Source organism: Paenibacillus tyrphae (assembly GCF_027925525.1).
GTDB lineage: Bacteria > Bacillota > Bacilli > Paenibacillales > NBRC-103111 > Paenibacillus_G > Paenibacillus_G tyrfis_B.
In genome coordinates, this window is record NZ_BSDJ01000020.1 from 1 (window position 1) to 26,068 (window position 26,068).

Sequence of the window (26,068 nt, forward strand, 5' to 3'; positions counted from 1 at the left end):
GGACGCGGCAGCAGGAGCGGCACGCGGGCGGCGTGGCGGCGCGGATGCGGCAGCAGGAGCGGCACGCGGGCGGCGCGGCGGCGCGGATGCGAGCGCTGGCGCAGAGCGCGGGCGGCGCAGCGGTGCGGACGCGGCAGCGAGTGCAGAGCGCGGGCGGCGCAGCGGTGCGGATGCGCCAGCGGGTGCGGCACGCGGGCGGCGTGGCGGCGCGGATGCGGCAGCAAGCGCTGCGCGGGGGCGCAGAGGCGGCGCGGACGCGGGCGCAGCGCGAGGACGCCGGGGCGGCGGAGGCGGCAGGCAGCGGAAGCGCTGAAACGCTTTCAAAGAGCATCTTTACCTCGTCTGAGAAACCATGTAAAATAAAGGATAGCACTCGGCAAGGACTGCACTTCCCAAATAAAGGAGGGTTTCTATGTACGAACTGAAAGACAAGGAACTCATTTTTGTATTCACGGGTCCAAATGGAGCCGGTCGCCGAACCGTCGCTCAGATGTCCGGCAGCACGCTCGGCATGAAACAGGTAATTTCGTACACGACCCGCCCTCCCCGCTCTTCGGAGGTCGACGGGCAAGATTATCATTTCGTCACTCGGAAGCAATTTGAGGAAGCCGAAGCAAACCGGGAGTTCATCGAAGTGATCGAATTGGACGGGAACCGGTACGGGGTCAAAGAATCCGACGTAGCCGACATGGTCCAAAAGTACGGGGCCGTCTACTTGATCTTGAACCGTCAAGGCGCGGAAACCCTGAAGTCCCTGTACGGCGACCGAGTCGTGCGAATCTTTATCTACGCCGATCGGGAAACGGTCAAGCGCCGAGAGAAGGAGCGCGGGGATTCCCCTGAGCTGATCGACCGCTATATGTCGCATTACGAGGAAGAAATGGCGTATAAAGACTCCTGTGAGCACACGTTCGAAAATTTGGATCTGGCACACACCGTCTTCGATCTGACCAAAGCGTTGGACGGCAACTACCTGCATCGCAATCTGCTTGACCTGGATTAAGAGTTACACCCAAGCTAATGCTGACAAGCGACCGGCCTGCTCTTTCGAGAGCGTCGGTCCTTTTTATTCAAGCGGGGAGAGAAGCCGAACGATGAACAAACCAGAAACGACAGAATATGGTGCGCATTATCAAGAATATATTGCACAGGTTCCCGATGGGGATATTCAGGAACTGCTCCGCATCCAACTGAAAGCAACGACCGGGCTGCTCCACTCGCTAACCGAGGAACAAGCTCTCTTCCGTTATGCCGAAGGCAAGTGGAGTCTGAAAGAAGTGCTCGGCCACGTCACCGATACCGAGCGGGTATTAAGCTACCGCTTGCTGTGCATCGCGCGGGGCGATCAGACCCCGTTCCCTTCCATGGACGAGCATCTCTACGTTTCCGGTGCAACATTCGATGACCGTCCGCTTACTTCTCTATTGGAAGAATTCACGGTAGTCCGGCAGGCGACGCTGACCCTTCTTGCGGGCTTGCGGCCGGAAGCCTGGCTGCGCCAAGGAACGGCGGCCGGCTGTAATACATCCGTACGAGCATTGGCTTATATTATTGCGGGTCACGAGCTTCATCACGTTCGAGTCATCCAAGAACGTTACCTCGCGGCACAGCCATAAATTCCGCCCCGTACGGAAATATCAAAAATCCCAACAACCAGGCAGACAGGAGGTATGACCATGCCTATTCTCTCGATCGAACCGACGCCCAGCCCGAATACCATGAAAATCAATTTGGATACTTCCTTGCCCAAAGACGTTCGCGAAACGTTCAACCGCGAGCAAGCCGGCCAACTGGCAGATCCTCAACTTCGGCAGCTACTCGCCATTGATGGCGTCAAAAGCTTGTACCGCGCAGCGGATTTTATCGCCCTGGACCGGACAGCCAAGGGCGACTGGCAGCACATTCTCGCCGAAGTCCGGGACATCCTGGGCGTTGCTCCGTCCGGCGCAGCACAAAACCAGACAGATGCAGCTGCCCAAAAGCCCGCTTCCCCGGACAGTCCGGCGGAAACAACTGATGCGACATTCGGCGAAGTCAAAGTGCTTTTGCAGCATTTTCGCGGTATTCCGTTGCAAGTCCGGGTAACGAATGGAGCGGAGGAACGGCGGGCCGCTCTGCCCCAACGGTTTAGCGACGCCGCCATCCGTGGGGCGGCCGCCGCGCCGAACCTGATCAAAGAGCGTTCCTTGGACGATTGGGATACGCGTTACGGCGAGCTTCAGGATGTCTTGGACGAAGTTGTTCAGGAGCTGGACGCCGCCTACAGCGACGAGCAGCTCGAACGGCTGATTGCCCAAGCTGAGCAGGGCCCGGCTGAAGGCGACGTGAAGGAGCTGGCGGCTTCCGGCCGTACGACGCTGAGCTATGAAGAAACCGAGCGAAAGCTGCAGGACCCTGATTGGAAGCAGCGATACGCGGCACTGGAGCAGATCAAGCCATCCGACGAGACGCTGCCGTTGCTGCTCAAAGGTCTGGAGGACGAACGTTCAACGGTTCGGCGCTTGGCCACCGTCTATCTGGGAGATTTGAAAGAGCCGCATGTGCTTCCTTACCTGTATCGTGCTTTGCGGGACTCTTCCTCATCCGTCCGCCGGACCGCAGGGGATACGCTGTCGGATATCGGGGACCCTGCAGCACAGGATGCGATGATAGGAGCTTTGGAGGATTCGAACAAGCTGGTGCGCTGGCGGGCAGCCCGCTTCCTCTATGAAGTGGGCGACGAAGGAGCGATACAAGCTCTGCGAGCGGCTCAGGACGACCCGGAATTTGAAGTGCGGATGCAGGTGCGCATGGCACTGGAGCGTATCGAGGGCGGCCAGGCGGCCGTCGGATCGGTCTGGCAGCAGATGGCCCGACGCAATGAGAATGCATGAACGACAAAAGGCCAAGCCAACGGATAACCGCCGGAGGCTTGGCTTTTTTCCACCTAAGATCGATCAAACCTTACGATCGCATCCATCGCTTGTAATACGTGTCAAGCTCAATCGATTGGCCTTGACGGAGCCTCGACTCCTCCGCCGCGAACGCCATGAGGTGGCTCCTGACGGATGCGGAGGCCGACGTCAGGCTTTCTCCCCCGCCGTAATGGCGCACTTCGTGAAGGAAGCTGCGCATAATTCCGCTATCGCCGCCGCCATGACCGCTCGTTTGTTCCGGAATGGCGATCACTATTTCCTCATGCGTCACGAAATCCAGCAGCGTGATCCGTCCTTCGCTTCCGCGGAGTTCTCCTCTCGTCCCCATGATCTGCACGATCCGCTCCTGATGCCGCGTGAAGCCGCTCATGCTGAATATCGCGGTGGCTCCACCCTCGAATTCCATATTGACCACCTGATGATCGACGACATCGTTGTCGCATTTGTACACGCATCGGCCGTAGTTCGTTTCCTTCAGCCCTCGCACAATATTTTCCCTCGTCAGCTCCTCCGTGAAATGCCTGGCCCAGCTTTTGCCTTCACCCAAATAAAATCTCGGCGCCGAGTAAGGACAAGTCGGCTCTGCCGGACAGCCGTCGATACAATAATCGGTTGCCCCTTCAGGAGCATTGGCGGCATGAAAGTGCATAAGCGAGCCGAACGAGCTTACGCGCACGCAAGGCTTGTCGACGAGCCAAGACAAAATATCCATGTCGTGGCACGACTTGGCCAAAATCATCGGGCTGGACGCCTCGCGATTGCGCCAATTGCCGCGCACGAAACTGTGGGCCATATGCCAATAGCCGACATTTTCGTTCAACTGGACGGATACCACCTCGCCAATGCGTCCTTCGCGGATCAGACGTTTCATCGCCGACCAGAACGGCGTATACCTCAGCACATGGCAGATGGTCAGCAGCCGATCGTTCTCCCGCGCCGCCTGCTCCATTTCGACGCATTCCTTGGGACTCGGCGACATCGGTTTTTCCAAAAGCACGTGGTATTTGGCCGCCAAAGCCTGCAGCGTCGGTTCGTAATGCATCCGATCTTGCGTACAGATGATCGCGATATCCGCCAGCCGCGGCTCCTCCAGCAGTTGTTCCCATGAAGCGTAGCATCGCTCAGGGGGAAGTCCGTGCGCTTGCGCAAACTTTTCTCTTCGCAGCGGATTCGATTCGGCCACCGCCACGAACTTCAACTCGTGCGGATAATCCAGCGCGTAGGGCGCGTAGCTGTGCGCCCCTCTCGCGCCGGCGCCGATCAATATCGCAGTAAGTGGTTTCATATATAAGCCTCCAATGGATGGCATGCCTTCAATAAAACAGCTTTTTCATGGCGGACAGGTTACTGCCGCTTGACCAGCTTCACAGCCCGAAGCTTCACCGGATCGGCCTGCCATATTTCCGTGAATCCGGATTTGGGACGGATCAGCGCAGAGCGAAGCGAGAGCATGCACGTGCCCGACCGGTCGAAAACGATCGTTCCGAGACGCGAATGGACTTCGCTGTACGGGTGCTGGCAGGCCGTGGAATTTTTGATCACCTGATCCGGCTTCGGCTGCGCCGCAAACCGCTGACTCCCGGCAGCCGCTTCGATGCCTTCCCGAAACGCCTCGTCCCATGAAGCGCCTTCCTTCTGGAAACAAACAAGCTCAAGATCGAAGGTGCCTGGAGCGACGATTTGAAAGCTCCACTCTACCGTTTTCGTATCCGCATCGATACTGCCGCTTGCCCATTCCAGCTTCACATGGCCAGACGGCTGCTGGCTCAAACGCGTATCGACGGAAAGCTCCCCTTCGATGTCCACGGCGATGACCGTCATGCAATCATTGGCCGGCTCGTCGGGCAATCTGATCGCTAACGTGTGGTGATCCAGTTCGGCATCATAGCTTTGTGCGATCTCAAGCGGTGTTCGGCTTGCATCGCTTAGTACATAAGCTTGTTTGACTTTGTTTTTGAGCCCATACAAGCATAGTTCGCTCTGCCAGTCGTCGCTTGTCAGATGCAGGTAGACGCGGCCGGGCTTCACAGTAACGGAGCCCCATTCCATCTCGTACGGAAAAGGACTGGCCCCCGCGCCGTACACCGCTTCCCCATGAACGCTCAGCCAAGCGCCCACCTCGCGCAGCCTTTCGGCGGACAAATCCGGGATCAATCCTCCGGCGTCCGGCCCGACGTTGAGCAGGAGGTTGCCGCCCTTGCTCACAATATGAACCAGCTTCCGGATGATGGCTTCCGGCTGTTTCCAGACCTGGTCCTTCGTGCTGAAGCCCCACGATTGGTTCAACGTCATCGGCGTTTCCCATGCGCGGGAGTCTTCACCATACATCGGAATTTCATTGTCGCCCTTCGACTGGTAATCCCCCATGCCCGGGTAATGACTGACCCGGCTGTTGATCAGGCAGTCCGGCTGAAGGCTCTGCACAAGCTCCACGAGCTCCTCGCTATCCTCTTTTGACAGCCCGCCCGCCGTATCGAACCATAGCAGCCCGACTGGTCCGTATTGAGTAAGCAGCTCCCGGATTTGAGGCTTCACCAGCCCGTTCCAATACGTCGGAAAATGCTTCGAGTCCGTATCATAGTCCCATACGTTGTTATATTTGTTGTGTACAGCGTGTGGATGATGCCAATCAATGACGTGGGAATAATAGAAGCACAGCACAATGCCCTGCTCATGGCATTCCTCAGCCAGCTCCCGCATCGGATCGCGTCCGAACGGTGTAGCGTCTGCAATGTTGAACGGCTCCGCCTGCGAACGGAACATGGCGAACCCGTCATGATGCTTCGCCGTGATGACGATATATTTCATGCCTGCCGCTTTGGCCAGCCCTACCCATGTCTTGGCATTGAAACGAACAGGATTGAACGTCTCTGCGAGTCGCTCGTAATCGCGAACCGGAATGTTCAATTCGTACATAACCCACTCGCCCCGGCCCAAAGCCGCATACAAGCCCCAGTGGATAAACATGCCGAATTTGGCATCCTTCCACCATTTGATTTTGTCCTCACCGCTTGTCACCGTCATCGCGCATCTACCTCTCGCTTCTACCAATATAGATTCCAGTCTTTCAACACCCGCACAAGCCCTTCAAAATAGTAATAATCGCCCCAGATGCAGCATTCGTCGATCCCGTTGCCCAGAGGCTTGCCGTAGACCGCATGAAGCAGGATGCCGTTCGAATGCGGGACCCCGGCCGTCGTATACCGCCGCGCCAGCGAGTCCAGCATCCCCAGAGCGGCATTCTCGTAGGCCCGCTTATATTCGTTAGACAGTGGCAGATGCTTGGCCAATTCGAGCAAACCGCATGCGGCGATGGCCGCAGCCGAGCTGTCCCGCTCCTCCGGCCCGTCCGTAAAGATCAGATCCCAATAACACACCGAATCGTCGGGCAGCCGGTTTAAAAAGTAGTTGGCCGTCTTTTGCGCGATAGCGAGATACGAATCATCCCGCGTATAGTTGTAGCTAAGCGGAAACCCGTAAATGGCCCATGCCTGCCCGCGCGACCAGCACGAATCGTCGGAGAAGCCTTGCGACGTCTTGCCGTATCTCGGCTGTCCCGTATCTACGTCCATGTAGAACGTATGATAGCTTGAAGCGTCTTCGCGGATGATATGTGCCGCCGCTTGTGTGGCATGATTGATGGCGATCCGGCGGTATTCCGGATTGCTCGTCGTCTCCGTTGCCCAGTACAGCAAGGGCAAATTCATAAGGCAATCGATAATCATTCGACCGCGCTGGTTCGGCTGGTTTAAATTGCCCCATGCCTGAATGATGCCCGCCTTCTCAAAATAACGCCCGATCAGTAAATCGGCGGCTTGAAGCGCCGTGTCCTTGGCCTGCTCGTTTCCCGTCAATTTATAGGCCGCTACACAGGACAGCGAGTATAAGAAGCCGAGGTCGTGCGTCTCCGTTGCGATTCTTCGCTCGATCCGTTCCCGGTAGCTGTCGAGCTGAGCTTCCGCCGCTTGGCGGTAACGGTCGTGACCGGTTATCTCGTAGGCAAGCCACAGCATTCCCGTCCAAAAGGAGGACGTCCACTCGGTATTGCCGATCGGCTTGTACACGTTCCCCTCGCTTGCAGGAGACGGAAATTGCAGCGCGAACGTCCCCAGATTGCGGTCGATTTGCGCCAGCACGTATTGTACGGCTCGCTCCCAATCGTCCCGCCGCGCCGCAGGCGGTTCCGCGTAACGATGCCGGGCTTTCAGCCCTTCGTCGACGACTTGTTTCATGGCAGCCTCCTCATTCTTCTTGCGTTTCCGTTTCCAACTTAAAACCGTCTCAAACGGTCCACAGCATCGCATCGCCCTGCTCTCCGTCCCTCACTTCGAGCAATAGACCCTCGCTGTCCGACGGATCGCCAATCAACCGGAGCGAGAGCGGGACATCGCCTTTCCGGCAAGCCCGGAAGACGGTAACAAACGCCGCGCGGGTGCACGACGTCACCCTGCGAATGCAGGCGCTGCGGACTTGGACGGGGGGCATGAACGGCGACTCGGCCAAATAGACGCTGGCGCCCCGCGGCGCGGCCAAGCCGTAAACCTGCAGCCGCTCGTCTTCCCCGCCTTCTCCGTTCCAGCTCCATTCGAGCATCCAATCGTCCGGCAGACCTTCCAGATGCCTCACCTTCCGCAAATGCGGGTACCCGTCTGTGTCCGACAGCGACTCCGCCGTAACAGAAGTGTACCGAACGGGCGGCGCTTCGACCGGATTCCCCTGCGTATGCATCACCCAGTCCACGGTCGAAGGCTCGTCGGCCGTTACCCGGAATACGTCTACCAGCAGCCCGCCAGCCAGTGTCAGCCGCCGGTCCAGCCGGACGCCTTCGTAAGCGTTCAGCGCTTCGGCCTCGACCCGGATGATGCCGGCCTCGCTCACCGCCTTGCGCAGCCGGCCGCAGGCCTCCTGCTGGGAGCGGCCGTTGACCGCCACCGTGTTGTGCGCCACAGTATGCACGTACCAAGCCTTGTGCAGTTCGTGTCCGTACGGAACCATGCCTGCGTCGGCCAACCAACTGCGGCCCCTTGCGTAATACAGCAGATTCAGCTTGTCATAATGTCCGTGCCAATCGCCATGCTCTCCGTAATCGACGAGAAGCGCCTGTGCCTCCTCGCCTGCGCCGCACGTCACGCTGACCATCCCGGGCTTGCTCAATACCGTAATCGCAGCGGCCTCGCTTGCTGCATCTATCTCCCCGTCACACCCTCTCACCGGCTGCCTCGCCTCCGCCAACGGCTCCACTGGCGCTCCGAACAACACGCCGTACAAGGAACCCCGGTCGCTGCTCCGCACGATCTCTTCTCCGATGCCGTAAAACGCATACGCCCATTCATACAAATGCGCGTATGAACGAATATCGACGACCTTGGAGTCGTGAAGGGCGGGAAACGTGCCGTCCGGCAGCATCGCCTTCAGCGGAATATCAAACATCGCACGCAGCCTCGGATGCTCGTACAGCTTCTCGCCGAACCCCATGGCGGCCCAAGCGATCACCGCCTGCGCTTCAAGCGTGTAGAAATGGTAGCTCCATGCGCCTTCGAACCAGAACCCGTCTTCGCCGACGCCGCTTTCCATCTGGAAATGGAATCCGTTCGCTTCGTCATCCAGCGCCCGCTTCAGCAGACCCACGTCGCCGAGCGCTTCGGCAATCGCCGCCAGCGCCGCATTGTGATACGTCTGCCAGTTGGAGCGGTCCCGCGGATTCCGGTCGATGACCCGGACAACCGGACGGAACAAGCGTTCTTCCATTTCGTCCAGCTCCCCCGCGCTCAGCATGGAAGCATGGCGCAAGATCGTACACGCTTGAGCTAGCGGATAAATCCAGCTGGCTTCGGACAGCGTCTGGTTTTGGACTTTCGCCCCGTATTTGCCGGCCTCCCCGCCTACCTTGCCGAAAATATCGTGGAGCGGGAAGCGGTCGTAATGCCGGGCGTAGAACAGCAGCACGCTTTTGGCCCACTGCGCGTACACAGCCTCACCCGACGCCGCATACACCACAGCGGCCAGCCGGGCGTCCTGCGCAAAGCGGTTATGCTCCTCGGCCACGGCCGCTTCATCCCATGGGGACCCGCTCCAGATGCTGTGGCAGCACGGGCATTCGTGATGATGCCGGTCCACCCGCACAAGCGCGGCGCCGTCATCGGGGCAGATGTAGCGGTGGCTCCAGCCCCCGCCGAGCAGCGGAATATCCGGAGGCCGGTTCACCTGGTCGCATAACCGCGCCTTCCACTGCTCCACACCCCGCTTCACCCAATCGCAATCCCGCATTCGGGTTCGGAGGCGCTGCGTCCATGCCGGCATGCCAATTCCATCCATCGGTTTTCCCTCCTCGAACGCGCTTTTAAAGCGGCAAGCCGGGGATCGGAGAGCATCCGTCCCCGGCTTGCCTTATACCCATGCCGCAGCGGACGACGGGCTTGCTTATTTCTTCTTGCTTTCGTTGTATTGGTCCATGTACTCTTTCATGATCTGCGCGCCCAAGCCTTTGCTCCAAGCCTCAATTTCCGCCTGCACGGCTTCCCAATTGCCGGTGCCCATCACATAGTTGACCGCGGCAGCCGACAGCTTCTTCTGATGATCCGGATTTTTGCTGGCCGTTTCGGAAACGAAGGCGATGAACGGGTTCGGCACGCCGACCTGATCGAAGCCGTCCAGGACTTCTTTTTGCGCCTTCTTGATCTCGGGAACCTGGGAATCCGCATAAATGTATTTGTCGTAAGCATTCTGCAGCACAAGCAGCATCGGCTTTTCTTTGTCATACAGCTTCTTCTGTTCCTCGTTGCGTTCTACGGCGCCGGACTCTTTGTCGTACTTGGTGTAGTGCACGCCCGGTATGCCCGCCTTCGCCAGCTCCGTTCCTTCATCGGAAGCGGTCCAATTGAGAAACTCGACGATTTTTTTCACTTTATCCTTCGCCACGCTCGTCGGAACGACCCAGATGCCGTAATAGCCTTCGATCATCTGCACGCCCTTCTTGCCGCCCGGTCCCTCCAGATATGGCACCCCGACCAGCTCCGCTTTCGGGTCGGTCTTTCGCATCACCGCCAGATTGTTCTCGTTCATCATGCTGACGTTGTCGACCATCATGCCGGCGACGCCGGACTTGAACTTGTCCTTCACCTGCCCGGTCTTGAGCACCGGGGCGTCCTTATCGATCAGCCCGGAGGTGTACGCCATACGAAGCCAATCGAGATAAGCCTTGTATTCCGGCGTTTGGAAATAAGCCACCGGCTTGTCGCCTTCGATTTTGTACGAGTACGGAAGTCCGAAGGCAAAAGCGATCGGGTTAACCGATCCGAACCACGGCGTCGTGAACGGACCTGCGATCATCGGGACCGTTTTGCCGCCCCCGGCCGGGTCTTTCTCTTTGAATACCTTGAGCACGTTGGTCAGCTCGTCTACCGTTTTGGGCACGGGCAAATTGTATTTGTCCAGCCAATCCTTGCGGAGGAAGAAGTTTGCATTGCCCCCGCCGTGCGTGCTGCGCGGTCTCGGAATGCCGAAAATCTCATTTTTCACCGTCGTGTTGTCCCATGTGTATTGAGGAATCTTTTGCAGATTCGGCATGTCCTTCACCAGCGCCGTCAAGTTGTGGAACGCTCCCTGCTTGACGAGCTTCGTGTACTTCTCGTCCTTGCCGTCCGTCAGCAAAATAAGGTCGTACTGGCTTCCCGAGGCGATGGCAATGTTCACTTTATCCGGATACACGTCGCCCGGCACGAATTCGAGATTCAGCTTGACGTTGGCTTTCTTTTCGATCTCCTTGAGCGCCTGGCTGTTCTCAAGCACGGGCGGCTCCCCGGCGGACAGCACCGCGAGCGCCTTGATCGTCGTCGGTTCGTTCGAACCCGCTGCGGGCTTCCCCGCTTCTTTCGTTCCGCTCCCGGAAGCACAGCCGACGACGCTGCCCAGAGCCAGAATGGTGACGCATGTCCCTGCGAGCCATTGTTTCGTTTTCATCGTAGAAAACCCCTCTCATCGACTTGGAATCGTTACTCTTTAATCGAGCCGAGCATGGCTCCTTTGGCAAAATGCTTCTGTAGGAAAGGATAGACGACGACGATCGGAATCATCGCTACGATAATGGCCGCCATCTTCACATTGTCGCCGACCTTGCTGGCCAGCTCGAAATCCAGATTGTTCTCGGAAGCGATGTTGGCTTCACCAGCGATGACCATCAGACGCAGCAGCACTTGAATCGGCCATTTGGCATTATCGCTCAAATAAATGATCGCCCCGAAAAATTCATTCCAGTGCCCGACCATAAAAAACAGCGAAAACGTAGCGATGATCGGCATCGAAAGCGGGATGACCACGGAGAGCAAAATGCGCGGTTCCCCTGCCCCGTCAATGCGGGCGGCTTCGTCCAGGCTTTCCGGCAAGCTTTGAAAAAACGTCTTCATGACCAGCACGGTAAAAGCATTCGTCGCGCCCGGTAAAATCAAGGCCCAATAGCTGTCCAGCAGCCCAATCGACTTGATCAGCAAATATTTCGGAATAAGCCCGCCGCTGAACACCATCGTAAAGAGCATCATCAGCAGCATGAGCTTGCGGCCGGGCAGCGTTTTTTTGGAAAGCGCATAGGCCAGCGTAATCGACACCAGCAGGTTCACGGCGGTCCCGACTACCGTAATGTAGACCGTATTCCCGATGCTCCGCACGAAACGGTCCGTCGAGAACAAGTACCGGTACGCCTCGAAATTCAGCTGCTCCGGGATCAAATAAAACCGCCCGCCGAGCGATTCGCTGACCGGACTGAGCGAGACGGTCAGCATGTACCAGAACGGGATCACGACAGCCAAGCACAGCACAAGCAGCAACAACATATTGACGGCATCAAAGACGGAAATGCGCCGCAGCCTCAGTCCCATGGTTCCCCTCCTAGAATAGGCCTTCTTCTTTAAACAGCTTGGATATGAAGTTCGCCGTCAGCATCAGAATGAGTCCGACGACCGAATTGAACAGGCCGACGGCAATGCTGAAGCTGAATTCGAACCGCTGCAGCCCTACCTTATACACATATAGATCGAATACGTTCGATACGTCATCGTTGAAATTGTTCCACATCAGGAACACCTGCATGAAGTTTGAGTCCAGGATCGAGCCAAGACGCAAAATCAGCAGCACGATGATCGTGCTTCGAATGCCCGGAAGCGTAATATGCCAGATCCGGTGCCAGCGGTTCGCGCCGTCGACCGTCGCCGCTTCGTACTGCTCGGGATTAATTCCTGCAAGCGCTGCCATAAAAATGATCGTGCCCCACCCGGCATCCTTCCATATTTGTTGCATGACGATTAAGGGACGGAACCATTCGCTGCTCATCAGGAACGGAACGTTCTGCTCAAGCCATTGCCCCAAGTAGTGGTTGATCACCCCGGACGGCCCGAAGAAGATGAACGTAATGCCGACGATAATGACCCAGGATACGAAGTGCGGAAGATAGACGACCGTCTGCACGAGCCGTTTGTACAAGCCGAACCGGACCTCGTTGAGCAGCAGAGACAGCACGATCGTAAAGGGGAAGAAAAAAATCAAGTTGTAAAAGCTGAGCAGCAGTGTGTTTTTTAATAATTGAAAGAATGTCGGCTCCGAGAAAAATTGCCGGAAATGCTCGAACCCTACCCACTCGCTGCCCAGCACGCCCTTGTACGGGCTGTAGTCCTGAAACGCCAGCAGCACGCCCCACATCGGTACATAATGAAAAAGGATAAAGTACGCAATGCCCGGGGCCGCCAGCATATAAAACCAGAGGTGCTTTCGAAACGCCTGCTTTCTGAATAAAGTCGCTTTCCTGACGGACAGCCGATTGTCCGGCACCGCATGCTCCATGTCCGAACCTCCTTCGCTTGTCTAGTGCTGTAGCTCGACTATATCCGCTCTGCGAAAGCCGTTGCAACAGTAAACTTTTACGACAGGTGGACTTTTTCGCCCGTAAAAAAAGTGCAGTCGGCCGCAAAATAGTGCACATCCCGCCAAATTAGCGCAAAAAACCCGCGAAGCGGTTAAGCTTCGCGGGTATCGCTCCGGAACATTTCGCGGTACCGGGTCGGGGTCACTCCTTCGTGCTTTTTGAACACACGGTAGTAATACGACGGCTGGTAGCCGACCCGATAGGCGATGTCATTCACTTTTTCGTTCGAATAGAGCAGCAGCTCCTTGGATTTATCCAGACGCAGCTTGGTCAAATAGTCGATGAAATTGACGCCGGTCGTCTCCTTGAACCCGGCGCTGAGCTTGGACAAGCTGATGCCGTACCGGTCGCAATACGTCTCCAGCGAAATATCAAGCGCGTACTCCTCCGTCAGCGACTGCTTCACTTTCTCGACCGTTTCCTGCATCAGCCGGTCCTGGGTATCGTTCAGCGTGTTCGACAAGGCGCTCATGTAAGCGCTTAGCTTGGCATGAAACCAGGAGGCCATCTCATCGGGCTCGCGCAGACGGTTCAATTGCTCGTACAAGTCGACATTCGGGCAGAGGAGCTGCGGGCTAAAGCCCGACAGCAGCATATGATGCAGCAGCGTGCCGAGCAGTTGGTTCATGCCCTGCCGGACCTGCATCTCCGTCTGACCGTGCTCCGTCAGCTCCTTCATAAACGTCTCCAGCGCGGCCGTCACCGCTTCCCGGTCGCCGGAACGCATATGGCGGATCAGCTCCTTTTCCGCGGAGAAGGGGTATAGAATCGGGGCGTCATGGACCACCAAGCTTTCCAAATCCAGAATCTGATTCATTTCGTTCAAATTCCGGTAGCCGAACGAGCGAACGACCTGTTCGTATACCCGCGGCAGCTCGGACAGCAGCTCCGTTTCCTTCGCCAAGCCGATCAACAGGTTCATATGCAGAATCGCATGCAGCGAGTGAATCAGCTCTTCGCTGAACGCATGCAGTTGCTTCCGCACGTCGCCCATGTCTTCATCCTTCGGCACAAGCAGCAGCAGGCTGACAGACAGCTCCTGCTCGTTCACGACACCGAACTGCTCGAACCGCTTCTCCGCCAGCTCCCCGAGCACATTGGCTGCGGCAAACGTCACGAGCTGCTCGTCGCCTTCGCCGAACCGGCCCTGCAATTTGGAGAAGCCTAGAAGCCGGACATTCATGAGCACGAACGTCCTGCCGCCGAGCTCCCACCCGTATTGCTCCATCCGGTGCCGCAGCTCCTCCTCGTTCAGATGGGACAAGTGGTCGTTCATGAGCTGGAACAAGAACAATTCCCTCAGCGTAAGCAGATGCTGCTCGACCCGTTCGTGCAACTGCTTGCTCTGGCTGTTCAAGTGGAGCCACTGCCGTTCGATGAGCTCCAGTTCGTCCTGCCCTTTCAAGTCGCCCAAGCCGTGCTTTTCTGAGCGGAATAGCTGCACCACCCGGGCGATGGGCCGGACCAGTCTTCGCGAAGCGATCCACGACATCAAGGCCGCGACGGCGATCCCGAGTCCTCCCATCGCCAGGAGCGCCCGGGAGGTGTTGACGACCGGCTGCGTCAGCTTGGAAACCGGAGTGGCGGAGACGTACTGCCAGCCGTGCTTCTCCAGCGTCCCGAACGAAACGGCGTATTTCTCCCCGTTCCACTCCCGGAAAAACGAACCCGACTTCGCCTGAACCGACTCCTTCGCCACTTCATCGCGGAGAAAATACTCGAACCGGTGCTTGTCCGCTTCCTTGGTCACGTTCGCATCCAGCCAATCCCCGTTCGACTTCAGCAAAAAAGCCGCCCCCTGCAGCTCCCCGTCCATTTGCAGCAGCCGGTTCATCTCGGCCGCATTGAACTGGACGAGCAGATACCCGAAGGGAGAACGGTCCGGAATCGTCTGCACAAGCGCCAGCGACCCTTGGGAGAAGGTCCAGTACTGCTCCATTTCTTTCAGGAATAACGAACGGAAAAATTCATTTTCTTCCGGATTGTCGATCGGTATCGCCACTTTACTGTTCAGCGCCGAGACGTACAAGGACGAATCAGGCAGGAACAGGCGCACTTCGCGAATTAGGGGACTGGAATTGCTCATGACCAGCAGCGTCCGGGCCAACTTCTGCGTGAACACAATTTCCTGCTGAAACGATTCGAGTGTCATATCGCCGAGCGGAGGCTGCAGCATCGGGTTGTACTTCCACATCGTCACCATCTTTTCGAGCTGGCTCAATTGGTCGTTCATTCGGAGTACCGTCTGCTCCAGACGGACCTCATGCGTCCGGTTCACTTCCTGCTCGATTTGCCGGACACCGACGTAATAGGTCAGAAACGCCAGAAGCGCGGTCGGCACGCTGGCGACCAGCAGGACGAAAACGAGGCTTTTGCGGTAAAAGGCGTTTTTCGGGTTCATAAAATAGTTGAGCATGGCTGCACCTCGGTCGCGTTTCTACCTCCAACATAACGGGCAACGCCTCTTGAAGTCAAGAATGCGTTTTCATTTCGATGTTGACGCGGGGCGGCCGGTGGGGCAGCATCCCTTTCCCGGGTGACAGCCTGCGCGCTGAGCGCGCGGACTCCCCCGAGCCGGGTGGCAACGCGTCTCGCGCCCCGCCCGGCTATTGCCGCAGCGTCTCTCCGTGATGCAGCACCCGCAGCCGCTCCGGCTCAAGCTTCCGCCGCGCCCATTCCGCCAACAAACGGTCGAGCGCCTCGCGCGGCGTGTCGTCCGCGAGGCGGAACGCGCCGTAATGCATCGGCACGAACAGCTCGGCCCCGCAGTCGAGGAACGCTTGAACCGCCTGTTCGGGGCTCACGTGCTGCTGAGACATAAACCATTCCGGCTCGTAGGCGCCGATCGGCATCAGCGCCCACCTGATCGGAAAGCGGTCCCCGACTAGCTTGAAGCCTGGGAAATAGCCGCTGTCCCCGACAAAATAAATCGCGTCCCGCTCCCCGCCGTGGTTCGTCGGCCGAACGATCCAGCCGCCCCAATGCGACGTATTCATATCAAACAGCGTGCGACGCGTCCAATGCTGCGCCGGGACAAAATGCAGCTCCAGCGAACCGAGCCGGAATTCCTCCCACCAGTTGGCCTCGGTCACGTGCGCGAACCCGCAGGAGCGCAGCTTGGCTCCTAGCCCGGCCGGGACAAACAGCTGCATGCGTGCGTTGGCCCGGGCAAGCTGCCGCAGCGTCGGCAGGTGCATGTGGTCGTAATGACTGTGCGACAGCAGCACTGCGTCAATCGGCGGAAGCTCCTCCAGCCGCAAGCCGGGCGGCGCCAGGCGCTTCTCCAGCCCCATTCGGGTCGCCCATACCGGGTCGGTGATGAGGTTTTTGCCCCCCATTTGCACCAAAAACGTCGAGTGCCCGATCCAAGTAACCGTCGTCTGCGTCCGATTGCTGCGCAAATAATCGGGCTGCCGTTGTTCGGCCTGTGGCACGCGGTAAGACAGGTCTTTGATTTTCGCTTTGCGTTCCTTGCGCCATTGGCGCAGATGAGCCAGCTTTTTGCGGTTTTGGCTGCCGTCCAAATTTTCATACCGCCGACGAGTGATCACGTGCCGTCCTCTCCTTTTTCTCCAGCCTTAGCTGCTTCTTTTATCAAAACTATACCTTACTCGCCCCCTTCATCTCAATTTCACCTGCATATTCTCTTGATCTCGATCATGGTATAATGGATTCCACTAAGTTTGGTAGGAGGCAGCGGACGGATGGAACGAACACGGGTGCTTATTTTCTCAGGGGGGCGGCTAGGGGGTTGGGTTTTGCAGGAAATCCGCACAGGTGATGTGCTGGTCGGGGCGGACCGCGGGGCGCTCTTTCTGGTACGGCACGGATACCGGCCGGATATGGCGCTCGGGGATTTTGATTCCGTCAGCCCGGTGGAGCTTGAGGAAATACGCCGGGCCAGCCGCGAGTTCGTCGCCTGCGATCCGGTATGGAAAGACCTGACCGACACGGAGATGGCGTTCACTTGGGCGCTCGAACAAAACGCCGAGGAAATCGTGCTGCTTGGCGTGCTTGGCACCCGATGGGACCATTCGCTCGCGAACGTTCATCTGCTGCGCAAGGCTTTGGTCGCAGGCATCCGCTGCCGCATCGCCGACGCCTGCAACGAGCTGATGCTGATGGAGGGCAGCGCGCCGCTAACGGTCAACCGGAGCCGGTTCACCCATGTGTCGCTGCTCCCGCTGAGCATCGAGGTTACTGGAATTACGCTCGCAGGGTTCCAGTACCCGCTGCACGAAGCGACGCTGACGATCGGGCAATCGCTCGGCATCAGCAACGTGCTGCTTGGCGAAGCCGGACACATCCGCATCCGGGACGGCTTGCTGCTCGTGATTCAGAGTCGGGACGAAGAGGAAGCTACGCCGGAGTAAGTATGTAGACAGGAATTTATGCCTTTAAGTTAGCATAAACTCCTCCAGGTATTTTTCAACCTCTTCTATTGAAGCTATGGAAAATTTTTTATGTTTATAATGGATCAACCCCTCATGGATGCACTGAGCAATGGAACGATTTAAGCTTCGAATAGGCGCACAGACCTCACTGGACAGCATTTGCTTGGTGAGGCTGTCCAAATCGCCGATTTTATAATGATTTAGCACACTAAATAAAATCCGGTCTTTCAAGGACAGCAGCGATAACCTCGCCGCGGTATCCGTACTCAGCATTAATTTGGAGGCCAGCTGCTTCACGAGATATAGATTAAAATCAAAATCGAGCTTCATCCATTCGTACACCTTGGTTTTATGGAGCGCTATCGTTTCGCAGTTTTGTTTGGCAATCACGCCTAGCGTTTTCATTTGGTCATTAAAAATCTCGATCTCCCCGAAGCAGCTATACGCATCGTAAATATAGACGGAAAGCATCGCTCCCGCATAGCTCTGTCTGTACACTTCCGCTTGACCCGCGGTTAAAATATAAAGATAATGATTTTCCTCATGCGGCCGAAGGATCAGGCTGCCTTTTTTATGCTTTCTATACCTAAATTCCTTTCTGATCTGCTCTGGCGCTGCGTTTACAATCTCCTTTAAATCCATGTGCTCCACCTTCTTTTGCCTTTTGGTCATTTGACCTATTTTCATGCTCGTTGGATTTATATAATAAGGCCACACCGAAAATAGGAGGTCTTATTTATGAGAAAATTAATTATCGACACGGATACCGGCAGTGACGATGCTGTAGCCCTCATTATGGCATTAAAATCAGCGGATGTTAAGGTCGAAGCAATCACGACCGTGTGCGGCAATGTTCCGCTTGAATTGGCTACCAAAAATGCGCTGATGACCATCGAAGTGGCGAACGGGCAAAAGTCGCCTCTTTATGTCGGAGCGGCCAAGCCGCTGATGCGCGATCTGGTTACCGCTGTCAACGTGCATGGCGAGGATGGGATGGGAGATTGCGATTTGATTCATCCTACGCTTCTGCCGGAGAGCAAGCATGCCGTGGATGCGATTCTGGACATTGTCGAAAAGAACCCCGGAGAAATCGAGATTGTCACCATCGGTCCCGTGACCAATATTGCCCTTGCGATTTTAAAAGCGCCCGAAGCCATGAAAAAGGTAAAGCATATTTACACCATGGGCACTTCCGGCTTTGGCCCCGGAAATACGACACCGGTTGCCGAATTTAACGTGTATGTCGATGCGGAAGCTTATCGTATTATGCTCAACTCGGGTATACCTATTACCATTATTGGATTTGACGTCTGTTTAGGAGAGGCGGCTTTGACGAAGGACGATATGGATGTTTTGCTGGCAAGCGGCAAGCCGGAAGCCGTATTTTCCGTGAAATGCAACCGTTCCTTGCTGGAATATAATATCCAAAGATGCAATGAACCGATTGTGGACTTGCCCGATGCCGTGGCTATGGGTGTCGTACTCTGGAACGAAATTGTCCTTGAAGACAAATGGTGTTACTGCTACGTCTGCACCATGGAAGAAGCGGCATATGGTCAAGTGATCCTCAATGACGGCAGCAAGCTGGCCATTTCCGACGGCTTTGCAGGCCATACCCCGAATGCCAAAGTGTGCAAAACGATTAACAACCCTTTATTCAAAGAGAAATTAATCAGCTTGCTTGTAAGGTAACAGAAGATATGATGAAGATCAACTATGTGCATTGTTTCATTACCCAAGATCAACAATTTCTGATGCTTCGAAGGAATAACCCTCCCTTTAAAAATATGTGGAATTGCGTGGGCGGCAAGATGATGCCGGATGAAACGCCCCGGGAGGCCGTCGTTCGTGAAGTCAAGGAGGAAACCGGACTGGACCTCCAGTCTGTTCAATTCAAAGGGGTTGCCACCTGGAATCAGGCGGGCGGCATGTACATTTTTGTTGCCGAGCAATTTACAGGGGATCTGACGGAATGCACGGAAGGAACTCTGGCTTGGAAAAGCAAGGAGTGGATCATGGAGTCTCCAGAGGTCGTGAGCAGCATCCGGACGATCCTGGATGATGTGCTTGCGACGGATGTCCCTGTGGAATATGCTCTCTTTTACACGGGGGCGGAGTATGACGGAGATCTATGGAAATATGTGGTGTTCCGCAACTGCGAATATCACGATTCGTAAAGAGGAAAGGACGCACCGTAGGTGAAGACGGGGGAGCGTTCTTTTCTTGCTCTTAGCCAGTACTATTATTAATTAGTACTATTCGATATTGTAATACTGGAATACACTGAGCTCATAAGGTTAATCTGCTAATAAAAACGAGAAGGAGATAAATATGATCATTCTTTATTCCTGCATTCTTTTAATCATAGCTTTATTGCTTGGATTCTGTTATTTACTATATAAACTAGTCAAAAAGGTAATAGAGGAAAATGGAACCCGTAAGTATAAATTAAATAAGTATAGTTTGATCTTTGTAAAATGGGCTATTTCCGTCTCTTGTTCTTTAGGTCCTTTACATTTTGGAAACTCCCACGAATACAATATCGCATTTGCCATGTTCATTGTCCCTATTTCAATAGCGGCATTTTCATTGCATATTCTTGAAAAAAAGACCACTTCCACTTTATTTATCTATGCATTTGTCGGTTGTTCGCTGCTATTTAATTTTTTCGCTTACTGGTTAGATGAAAGCACGGAAATTGCCGGTGGTTACGTTGTTTTTCCGGTTCTAATCCTCATTCTCATTATCACTACTGTAATCTCAATTGCAGGTATACGTATTGATAACAGAAAATGATTGGCACTGAGGAATAAGTTAGCTCGCCTTGACCTTATACCTTAATGCTAAAATGTATTTGTCCAGCTCATTTGATAATGGGGTTAATTCATAATTCACATCTTCTAATGATAGAGTGCTGGTATACGTTAATTCTTTGTCCCCGTCACTGATCGTAAGGTAATATAAATATCCAAAACTACGGGATTGATCGCTTTTTTTACGGAGTTTTATTTCTTTCAATTTGTTGGAAATATCACCAATTGTTTGTGCATCGTTGATTTTCACTACTTCTCCGCTATCTCCATACTTCACTTCGATTTTTGTAATGTTATTAAAATCGCTTTTTAATATGGTGGACAAAGGGATCGGAACAGCCGGGGCATCTTTTAAGGTAATTTCATTGAGGTTAGCGTTATAATTTATCGATATCCCTATATTTTCTGCAATGAATCGAATAGGGACATAGGCATGGTTATCGTATTTCAATACCTTGTATTCGCTCATCTCCATTCTCTTGTCATTGAAACTGATCTTCACTGGAAATAAGAACGCTTGAATGGCATCCGAGGCATAAACCATCGTTGACATGGAAACACATGCTCCGCACACAAATCCGATTACATACTTCCTCATTTTGTATTAACCTCCACAATATTGGTATAATTTGTTAGACGCTACTGGCACAACAAAGTTGCTTCCTTCAAAAATCTGTTTGATCATCCGTTGCTGCGAAGCAAAGTATAATTCCTCTTTCAGATGTCCTACTCCACTTAATCCAAATGATCGAAAGATCAGACCACTCTATAGATCCACTTTAAAGGAGAAATTTTATGGAAAAACTATGGCTTTTCTTAGCTATTATTGCCAGCCCAATAATTGCATTCTTTTTTATGTATCTGTTTATTGGGTGCTTTGTCGAAGGAAAAGAAAGGCGGAGGGTGGCCGTTTCGATACTTTTTTCTATCCTAGTTTGGGTAACCTTAGGTTGTATTATAATGTCAGCAGACTAGATACTAGTTCATCGTCAATCTTAAAGGGTGTGATAGGTAATGAAAATGTCAAAATTCATCTTAAGCATTTGTTTAATCGTCTCATTAGCATTAAATGTTTACTTGATTAAGAATCAAATGATCTCGAATAATAAGCAGCAAAAGATTGATCTAGATTTTAAAGCGTCTATAGGAAGAATTTCGGGCTCTCTTGATGCTGTTGGCGATGGAAACTATACCGGTTATTTAACGGCGATCGAACATGCATCCAAAGCACACGCATTATCCAAACATTCATCGTATAATCATGAGAGCAGCAATATAACAGGCACAACGGCAGAGCTTATTAATCAATTCAGGAGTCTCTACGCTAATCAAAAAAATTTGGCCGATAAAGAAAGACTAATGCAAGGTTTGGCAGAGCCCAATAATCGCGAAACTATGGACAACATTCTTATGCTGCTGAATAAACAATAAAAAATAACCCCCTTCGGAGGGGGCGTGATCATTACTTATGTGTCTTCGTACCTTTTTTTCCGGTGTAAGGGTTGGTGTTACCTTTGGTACTCCAATTGTTCATGAAGCTCTTGTCTTTGTTGGATCGATTATGGGATTGGACGTGAGTGCCGTTTTTCTTGGTGTAGCTTGTTACTTTTGTTGCCGCGGAAGCAGAACCGGCGAAACTGAATGCGAGCACGGCGCTCATCATGAGCAGGATCAGTTTTTTCATGGTTGTCCTCCTTCATTTCGAAATGAAAATCAGGACCATTTTACCATATTTCCAGTTATTTGCGACCATAATTTTAAATACATGTTCGAAAAAAACAAGGGGATTCGTAGCGCAGCTTGTAGCGCCATCGAATCCCCTTTTGCTTTTGCACATCAAGCCGTCGTCTGAGCCGCACTGCCGGATTGGAGCTGGTACATGCGGTAGTATCGCCTTTGCAGCCGCATCAACTGCTCGTGATTGCCCCGTTCGACGATCTCGCCGCGATGGAGCACGAGAATTTGATCGGCTTCGCGGATCGTGGACAGCCGGTGGGCGATCACGAACGTCGTTCGGCCTTCGCTGACGACCCGCAACGCCTCCTGAATGAGTCCCTCCGTCTCGCTGTCGATGCTGGCCGTCGCCTCATCGAGAATGAGGATGGCCGGGTCGAAGGCGAGCGCCCGCGCGAAGGAGATGAGCTGCCGCTGTCCGGCAGACAACGTGCTGCCCCGCTCGACCACCGGTTCGTCTACGCCGCCGGGCAGTTGCTCGACGAAGGAGGCTGCGCCGACATCCTTGAGCGCCTGGCGAACCTGTTCTGGCCCGATCCGTTCGTTGTACAGGCTCACGTTGAACTTGATGTCGCCTGCGAACAAGAACGGATCCTGCAGCACGATGCCCATATGCTTGCGCAGCGCCTGCTTCGAGATCGTACGGATTTCCGTTCCGTCGACGCGGATTTCCCCTTCCGTCGGCTCGTAGAAGCCGAGCAGCAGGTTCATGATCGAGCTTTTGCCCGAGCCGGTATGCCCGACAAGCGCGATAGTCTCGCCTTTTCGCGCCTCGAACGAAATGCCGCGAAGTACAGGCTCTCCGGTTTTGTAGGCGAAGGTGACGTTGTCGAAGACGACGTGGCCTTCCGGACGCGGTACCGCGTCCGACGAAGCGACTTCGGTGCCTTCGATGTCGAGCAGGTGAAACACTTTTTCCGCCGACACGACGGCCCGCTGCGCATTCAGCATTTGGTCGAAAATGCCGATGATCGGCTGGAAAAGCCGCCCCGTATAATCGATAAACGCGTAGAACACACCGAACGAGATCGAGGTCTGGAGCGATTGCCCGCCGAAATACCAGATGGCCCCGGCGGTAAAAAAGGCCCCGACAAGTCCCGTGAAATTGCGCGAGGACAGCGAAAATACGCGGTTCTGCTTGATATGGTTCCGGTAACGGTCCTCATTGAGCGCATCGAACTCCCGCAGGCGGTTCTTCTCCTGCCGAAACGCTTGCAGGATCGGCATGACCGCGATCGATTCGCTGATCATCGCGTTCATATCGCTCAGCCGAGCCCGCATGATGGCGACGTACTTTTGCGAAAATTTCAAATGAATGAACATAACGACGGCAAACAACGGAAGCAGCAGCAGCGTGACGAGCGCCAGCTTGACATCAAGCAAAAATAAAGCAATGTAGATGCCTACGATGTTGATCGTGCTCACCACGAACGTCGCCATAAAGCTCATGAACAGATCGCGGATCGCTTCCGTATCGTTGGCTATCCGCGATACGACCTGCCCGATCGGCGTATTATCGAAATAGCGGATCGGCATCCGCTGAATGTGGCGCATCAAATCCATCCGCATCCGCTGGATGATGCGCAGCGCCGTCGTCTGCAGCGTCAAGCCCTGAACGTAATGCAGAATGCTGCCAAGCGCAAGCAGAGCGACAAACAGCCCCAGCCAGCGAGCAACCGGACCGACGTCATACTGGTAAAACTGTGCCGTCTCTGACGCAGACAGCTTGCGGATACTTTTGCCGCTGTCCGGCGAACTTTGGCTACTCAGAAGGGCAGAATAGCGCACCAAGTACAAGCCGTCCTCCTGTTGCGAAATCCACGCACTCTTCATCAAGGACCGGTTAAAGACGGCACCGCGGCGTTCCGCTTCCTCCATCCAATCCTGACGAATGTAGAAGCTCCCATCCATCTGCACCCGCTTGACCTCTTCTTTGGGCAGATCAAGGCCGGAGGCGATTTCAACCCATGGCAGCCCGATGGCGCCGATGTGACGGTCGATGATCGTTTTGGCGATAAACGGTCCGGCCAGCTCCGCGCCGACCGCACAGCAGAGCACCAGCAGCGCTACCGCGATACGGTATTTAAAAAGAAGCGCGTAACCGAGCAGCCTGCGCAAAATGGGTTTTCCCGATGATTCGTTCGTTTCTATGGCGATATGACTCACGTCCTTCCCGGTTGGCCTGGAATCACGGCCCTATGATGAAGCGTCCAGCAAGCTTGCTTCAAGCTGCTGACGCTCGAACTGCTCCTTGTACCAGCCGCCGCGCTGCAGCAGCTGCTCATGTGTGCCTTCCTCCGCAATGCGTCCGTCCTCCAGCACGACGATCCAGTCGGCATGCATGACGGCGGACAGCCGGTGCGTAGCGATCAGCGTCGTCTTCCCGGCGCGCTCCGCACGAATGTGACCGAGGATGGCACTTTCGGTGCGGGCGTCCACGGCGGACAGCGAGTCGTCGAGAATAAGAATTTCCGGGTCGGTCAACAAAGCGCGCGCAATGCTTACCCGCTGCTTTTGTCCGCCGGACAGCATGACGCCGTTCTCGCCTACGATCGTTTGCAGCCCTTCGGGCAGTTGCTCCACATCCTGTGTAAAGGAAGCCATCTCAATGGCCCGGCCGATTTCCTCCGGCGAAGCGTCCGGATGCCCCAGCGCAATGTTGTCGCGCACGGACTTGGACAGCAGCAGGTGCTCCTGCGATACGTAGCCGATCCAGCCGCGCACGTGCTCGATCGCCAGCTCCTCAATCGGCACATCCGAGAGACATACACTGCCGGCCGGAGCCGGGTAGAAGCGCAGCAGTTGCTTCAGCAAGGTGCTTTTGCCGCTGCCGGTCCGTCCTACGATGCCGAGCGTCTGCCCGCGCTTCAGCCGCAAGGAAACGCCGGTTAAACTGTCCTGGGCCGCTCCCGGATAGCGGAACGTAAGGTTCCGCAGCTCGATCGATTCCGGACGGCCGACCTCTACCGGATGAGCAGGATTTTGCACGTCGGGCTGCTGCTCAAAGCTGCGCGTCAAGCGGTCGACGGAAGCTGTTCCGCGCTGCAGCACGTTGATGAACTCGCCGAAAGCGATCATCGGCCAGATCAGCATACCGAGATAAATGTTAAACGATATGAGCTGCCCGAGCGTAATGTCGTTATGGAACACCAGATACGCTCCGTACCCGATGCCGATAACGTAGCTCAGGCCAACGATCAGCGAGATGGCAGGATGGAACAAAGCATTGATGGCGGCCACGCGGACGTTCTTATCCATCACGTCGCGGGTGATCCGGTCAAATGCGTCGAGGTCGTGCTCCTCCTGCACGTACGAGCGGATCACGCGCATGCCGGAAATCGACTCCAGCGCCTGATCGTTCATCCGTCCGAACGCCGTCTGCGCGGCAATGAACCGCTTTCGCATATGCTTACCGAGGACGCTGATCAGCACCGTAAGCAGCGGCAGCGGCAGAAGAGCCGCCAGCATCAGCTTCCAGCTGATGAACGAAATCATCGTCACGAGCACGACCGTCGTGCCGACAATCGTATTCACAAGCGTCATGACGCCGTAACCGGCCGTCTGGCCGATGGCCGGCACGTCGTTGGTGGCTAGAGCCATCAATTCCCCGGTGCTGTTGCGCTGGAAAAACGACGGCGACATCCGAGTCAAATGAGCGGTCAAACGGCTTCGCAGCAGCTTTTCGAGCAGCAGCGAATTGCCGAACAGCGTCGTAATCCATACGTAGATCATGATATACAGTACAACGGCCAGACCGATGAGCAGCAGCACGCTCTGCCGCAGCCCTTCGGCGGTCAAAGAACCGGTGCGGATGTGGTCAATAACGCTTCCGATCATCCGCGGCGGCAAAACATTCAGCACGCTGACCGCAGCCATCAGCACGATAGCCAGTGCATACGGCCCCCAGCGGTCGCGAAAAAACCAGGCAAGACGCCCGACAAACGACAAAGGAATCCACCTCTTTCTCTCTCCAAAGTTGAAATTGTTTAGAGCATCCGATTTCTCTGTATAGGAAACATACATTCGCTTTTCACTCTAATACCATACCATATTATGGGCGTCTTGCCACCGGGAATTTTTTTATGAAATGAATTTTGTTACCACATACTTCGTAGGAAAAGTCAAACGAACAATTCTTGGGACAATCCTCTTTCTTTGCGCAAATCGCGAATCTGTATGCCTATGTTTTACAAGAAATAATATTTATAACTATTAATTATCGAAAAAATAATATCTATTAACAGATGTTTATTAAGAATCCAGTTATCTATACTTAATTGAATAAGAGGTGTGGACGATACC

General features: G+C 54.8%; 24 protein-coding genes. 10 read left to right on the forward strand and 14 right to left on the reverse strand.

The features are described from left to right. The 4 genes from QMG93_RS22190 to QMG93_RS22205 form a co-directional block, all read left to right on the forward strand. On the forward strand, positions 1-425 hold a 425-nt coding region (locus QMG93_RS22190; protein WP_281940327.1), incomplete at its 5' end, for a hypothetical protein. Beyond that, positions 413-1,003 carry a guanylate kinase gene (locus tag QMG93_RS22195; RefSeq protein ID WP_281940329.1) on the forward strand — a complete coding sequence of 197 codons (591 nt, stop codon included), beginning with the start codon at positions 413-415 and terminating at the stop codon, positions 1,001-1,003. The genes QMG93_RS22190 and QMG93_RS22195, both read left to right, overlap by 13 nt. Before the next feature lie 91 nt (positions 1,004-1,094). Continuing rightward, the gene (locus QMG93_RS22200) at positions 1,095-1,616 is read left to right on the forward strand and encodes a DinB family protein (RefSeq protein WP_281940331.1); all 522 of its coding nucleotides are present in this window, start codon (positions 1,095-1,097) and stop codon (positions 1,614-1,616) included. A 60-nt stretch (positions 1,617-1,676) separates the two neighbouring features. Then, the gene (locus tag QMG93_RS22205) at positions 1,677-2,873 is read left to right on the forward strand and encodes a virulence factor (protein WP_281940333.1); all 1,197 of its coding nucleotides are present in this window, start codon (positions 1,677-1,679) and stop codon (positions 2,871-2,873) included. Positions 2,874-2,943: 70 nt separating this feature from the next. Here QMG93_RS22205 and QMG93_RS22210 read toward each other — a convergent pair whose 3' ends face one another. The 9 genes from QMG93_RS22210 to QMG93_RS22250 all read right to left on the reverse strand — a co-directional run bounded on the left by QMG93_RS22210 (position 2,944) and on the right by QMG93_RS22250 (position 16,376). Then, positions 2,944-4,200, reverse strand: a complete 1,257-nt coding sequence (locus tag QMG93_RS22210; RefSeq protein WP_281940335.1) for a Gfo/Idh/MocA family protein — start codon at positions 4,198-4,200, stop codon at positions 2,944-2,946. 59 nt (positions 4,201-4,259) lie between these two features. Next, positions 4,260-5,939, reverse strand: coding sequence for an alpha-L-fucosidase (locus tag QMG93_RS22215; RefSeq protein WP_281940337.1), 1,680 nt, complete (start codon positions 5,937-5,939; stop codon positions 4,260-4,262). 20 nt (positions 5,940-5,959) lie between these two features. Continuing rightward, on the reverse strand, positions 5,960-7,147 hold the full coding sequence (locus QMG93_RS22220; protein ID WP_281940339.1) for a glycoside hydrolase family 88 protein: 1,188 nt from the start codon (positions 7,145-7,147) through the stop codon (positions 5,960-5,962). A 49-nt stretch (positions 7,148-7,196) separates the two neighbouring features. Continuing rightward, positions 7,197-9,230 (reverse strand): heparinase II/III family protein, encoded by a 2,034-nt coding sequence (locus tag QMG93_RS22225; protein WP_281940341.1) that lies wholly within the window; start codon positions 9,228-9,230, stop codon positions 7,197-7,199. Between the two features lie 105 nt (positions 9,231-9,335). Continuing rightward, positions 9,336-10,874, reverse strand: a complete 1,539-nt coding sequence (locus QMG93_RS22230; protein ID WP_281940343.1) for an extracellular solute-binding protein — start codon at positions 10,872-10,874, stop codon at positions 9,336-9,338. 32 nt (positions 10,875-10,906) lie between these two features. After that, on the reverse strand, positions 10,907-11,785 hold the full coding sequence (locus QMG93_RS22235; protein WP_036683427.1) for a carbohydrate ABC transporter permease: 879 nt from the start codon (positions 11,783-11,785) through the stop codon (positions 10,907-10,909). A gap of 10 nt (positions 11,786-11,795) precedes the next feature. Further along, positions 11,796-12,743: an ABC transporter permease gene (locus tag QMG93_RS22240; protein ID WP_281940349.1), complete on the reverse strand. Its 948-nt coding sequence runs from the start codon at positions 12,741-12,743 to the stop codon at positions 11,796-11,798. Between the two features lie 173 nt (positions 12,744-12,916). Continuing rightward, entirely contained in the window at positions 12,917-15,241 is a 2,325-nt protein-coding gene (locus tag QMG93_RS22245) for an AraC family transcriptional regulator (RefSeq protein WP_281940351.1), read from the reverse strand. A gap of 190 nt (positions 15,242-15,431) precedes the next feature. Then, a complete protein-coding gene (locus tag QMG93_RS22250; RefSeq protein WP_281940352.1) occupies positions 15,432-16,376 on the reverse strand; it encodes an MBL fold metallo-hydrolase in 945 nt (314 codons plus the stop codon). A gap of 153 nt (positions 16,377-16,529) precedes the next feature. Between QMG93_RS22250 and QMG93_RS22255 the strand changes: the two genes are divergently transcribed. Further along, on the forward strand, positions 16,530-17,198 hold the full coding sequence (locus QMG93_RS22255; protein ID WP_281940353.1) for a thiamine diphosphokinase: 669 nt from the start codon (positions 16,530-16,532) through the stop codon (positions 17,196-17,198). Between the two features lie 24 nt (positions 17,199-17,222). Here the strand turns inward: QMG93_RS22255 and QMG93_RS22260 are convergent, their stop codons facing one another. Continuing rightward, the gene (locus QMG93_RS22260) at positions 17,223-17,861 is read right to left on the reverse strand and encodes a Crp/Fnr family transcriptional regulator (protein WP_281940355.1); all 639 of its coding nucleotides are present in this window, start codon (positions 17,859-17,861) and stop codon (positions 17,223-17,225) included. A 96-nt stretch (positions 17,862-17,957) separates the two neighbouring features. On the opposite strand from QMG93_RS22260, the gene QMG93_RS22265 reads away from it, so the two are divergent. The 3 genes from QMG93_RS22265 (at position 17,958) to QMG93_RS22275 (ending at position 20,015) form a co-directional block, all read left to right on the forward strand. Further along, positions 17,958-18,911, forward strand: coding sequence for a nucleoside hydrolase (locus QMG93_RS22265; protein WP_281940357.1), 954 nt, complete (start codon positions 17,958-17,960; stop codon positions 18,909-18,911). A gap of 11 nt (positions 18,912-18,922) precedes the next feature. Further along, on the forward strand, positions 18,923-19,396 hold the full coding sequence (locus tag QMG93_RS22270) for an NUDIX hydrolase (protein WP_281940519.1): 474 nt from the start codon (positions 18,923-18,925) through the stop codon (positions 19,394-19,396). 154 nt (positions 19,397-19,550) lie between these two features. Further along, positions 19,551-20,015 (forward strand): hypothetical protein, encoded by a 465-nt coding sequence (locus QMG93_RS22275; protein WP_281940359.1) that lies wholly within the window; start codon positions 19,551-19,553, stop codon positions 20,013-20,015. A gap of 18 nt (positions 20,016-20,033) precedes the next feature. Here QMG93_RS22275 and QMG93_RS22280 read toward each other — a convergent pair whose 3' ends face one another. Continuing rightward, the gene (locus tag QMG93_RS22280) at positions 20,034-20,630 is read right to left on the reverse strand and encodes a stalk domain-containing protein (RefSeq protein ID WP_281940361.1); all 597 of its coding nucleotides are present in this window, start codon (positions 20,628-20,630) and stop codon (positions 20,034-20,036) included. A 197-nt stretch (positions 20,631-20,827) separates the two neighbouring features. On the opposite strand from QMG93_RS22280, the gene QMG93_RS22285 reads away from it, so the two are divergent. Then, complete coding sequence (locus QMG93_RS22285; RefSeq protein WP_281940363.1) at positions 20,828-21,007, forward strand: hypothetical protein; 180 nt, start codon at positions 20,828-20,830, stop codon at positions 21,005-21,007. Between the two features lie 39 nt (positions 21,008-21,046). Next, on the forward strand, positions 21,047-21,463 hold the full coding sequence (locus QMG93_RS22290) for a hypothetical protein (protein ID WP_281940365.1): 417 nt from the start codon (positions 21,047-21,049) through the stop codon (positions 21,461-21,463). Positions 21,464-21,494: 31 nt separating this feature from the next. Here QMG93_RS22290 and QMG93_RS22295 read toward each other — a convergent pair whose 3' ends face one another. From QMG93_RS22295 to QMG93_RS22305, 3 genes are all read right to left on the reverse strand, one after another. Next, a complete protein-coding gene (locus QMG93_RS22295) occupies positions 21,495-21,716 on the reverse strand; it encodes a hypothetical protein (protein ID WP_281940367.1) in 222 nt (73 codons plus the stop codon). Positions 21,717-21,868: 152 nt separating this feature from the next. Further along, on the reverse strand, positions 21,869-23,932 hold the full coding sequence (locus QMG93_RS22300; protein ID WP_413789320.1) for an ABC transporter ATP-binding protein: 2,064 nt from the start codon (positions 23,930-23,932) through the stop codon (positions 21,869-21,871). A gap of 30 nt (positions 23,933-23,962) precedes the next feature. Continuing rightward, positions 23,963-25,714, reverse strand: coding sequence for an ABC transporter ATP-binding protein (locus QMG93_RS22305; RefSeq protein WP_281940369.1), 1,752 nt, complete (start codon positions 25,712-25,714; stop codon positions 23,963-23,965). Between the last annotated feature and the right edge of the window lie 354 nt (positions 25,715-26,068).